At 65.2% G+C, this 2,217-nt stretch carries 1 protein-coding gene; it reads right to left on the reverse strand.

Annotated features, from left to right (window positions below; all coding sequences use genetic code 11):
• On the reverse strand, window positions 1-2,217 hold a 2,217-nt coding region (gene cofH, locus Q7L65_RS27590; protein WP_304726685.1), incomplete at both ends, for a 5-amino-6-(D-ribitylamino)uracil--L-tyrosine 4-hydroxyphenyl transferase CofH.

A 2,217-nucleotide genomic window follows, 5' to 3' on the forward strand; every position in this document is an offset into this window, starting at 1 on the left:
GCCGATGTTGTAGTGGTGGCGGGTGGTGTAGAGGGTGGTGCGTTGGGCGGCGGGGCGGCCTGCGTTGTGGGCGGCTTGGATGAGTTGGTGGGGGTCCAGGCGGGTGCCGTGTTGGCTGCCGGCGAGGCGGCTGATCGATTCTTCCATGAGGGTGCCGCCGAGGTCGTTGACGCCCCAGCGCAGTGCTTCGGTGGCGGTGTCGAGTCCCATTTTGACCCAGGAGGCTTGGACGTTGGGGATCGTGTGGCCGAGCGCGAGGCGGAAGACGGCGGTGTGCTTGAGGTTGTCGTGCGGTGAGATTTCTTGGACGCCGTGGGTGCGGCCGAGGAGGGTTTGGAAGGGGATGAAGGAGAGCGGCACGAATTCGGTGATGCCGCCGGTGCGTTCTTGCAGGGTGCGGATGACGCGCATGTGCTCGGCGAGTTCCCATGGTTCTTCGATGTGGCCGAACATGACCGTTGCGGTGGAGCGCAGCCCGGCCCGATGGGATGCTTCGATCACTTCGATCCAGCGGGAGACGGGGAGTTTGTTGGGGCTGATCCGCTCGCGCACGCCGTCGTGCAGGACTTCGGCGGCGGTGCCCGGCGTGGAGCCCAGGCCGGCGTCCTTGAGCCGCGCGAAGATCTCTGAGAGGGGTTGTCCGTTGGAGATGTCCTGCATGTGCGCGATCTCCATCGGGCTGTAGGCGTGCAGGTGCAGATCCGTGCCGTGCTCAAGACCGGCGGCTTTCGCGACGCGCAGCCACCGCAGGTACTCCTCGAAGTCCCAATCCGGGTGGATGCCGGACTGGATGCACAGCTCTGTGGCGCCGTAGGCGACGGCGTCCGCGACACGGGCACGGAAGTCGGGCTCGTCGTGCTGATAGGCGTCGGGTGAGCGTCTGCCCTGCCCGAAGCCGCAGAACGCGCAGCCGACCGTGCAGACGTTGGAGATGTTGATGTTGCGGTTGACCACGAACGTGACCAGGTCCCCCACAAGCTCTCTGCGCAGCTCATCCGCCGCGACGCGGATCTGCTCGACCGCTTCCGGGCGCGTCTCGGCAAACAGCGCCGTCAGCTCCTGCTCGCCGAGCGGCTTGCCGGCGCGGCCCTTCTCGATCGCCGGGCCGACGAGATCGCGGTTGATCGCAAACGGCGCCTCCGTGCGGCCGCTGCCACGCCGCGGGATAAAGCTCCAATACTTCGCCTTCACCACATCCAACACACCTTGGGACATCCACGCAGCGTCGATGTAGCGCGGGTAGACACACAGCCGCTCCGTCAGCGCGATCCCGTCTCTCTGCAATCTCTTGCGCACCTGATGCGGACTCGGAAACGGATGCTCAGGGCTGATGTGATCCCCATTGGCCGACAGACCGCCGAGGTCGGTGGCGCCGACGGCGAGCAGCTCATCCCACCAGTCCGCCAGGTTCGGCGGGATCTGGATCCCGACCCCCGGCAACAACCGTCTCGTCTCCCGCACCAACCGCTTCATCTCCTCAACGCTGACCGGCGTCGCCCACCCCGGCAACGGCACCTCCGGGCGGCCGTCCGCCACACCCGTGCGCCAATACTCCCTCGCAGCCTCACTCGCCAACGCGCCGACGTCTCTGCCGTAATAGCGATCATGCGGCACGAAGTTCTGCAAGATCACCTCCTGCAGATGCCCATAAGTCGCATGCACCTGCGCCAACGCTTCCAGCGACGCGATCCGCTCCTCCTCGCTCTCACCGATCCCGACCAGAATCCCGCTCGTGAACGGGATCCTCAACTCCCCCGCGTCCTTGATCGTCTGCAACCGCACCAACGGATGCTTCGTCGGCGACCCCGCATGCACCGTCTGCATCAACCGCTCAGAGACCGACTCCAACATCAAACCCTGCGACGCCGTCACCTCACGCAACCGGCCCAGATCCCGCCGGTCCAACACCCCCAGATTCGTATGCGGCAACAACCCCCGCTCCAACGCCCGCTCACACGCCCACACCACATACCCCGTGAAATCCTCATGCCCATACTCCGCAAGCCGCCTCGCCACGAGCGGGTTGACCTCCGGCCGCTCACCCGTCAAGACCAACAACTCCTTGACATTACGCCGCACCGCACCCTCGATGACCCGCACCACCTCATCCGGCGAATGCAAATGCGCCCGATGCGTCGAAAACGCACAGTACTTACAAAAACACTGACACGACCGCGACAACGACAACGTCAAATTCCGACTAAAAGTGACCCGGCG

Source organism: Conexibacter sp. CPCC 206217 (assembly GCF_030646165.1).
Classification (GTDB): domain Bacteria; phylum Actinomycetota; class Thermoleophilia; order Solirubrobacterales; family Solirubrobacteraceae; genus Conexibacter.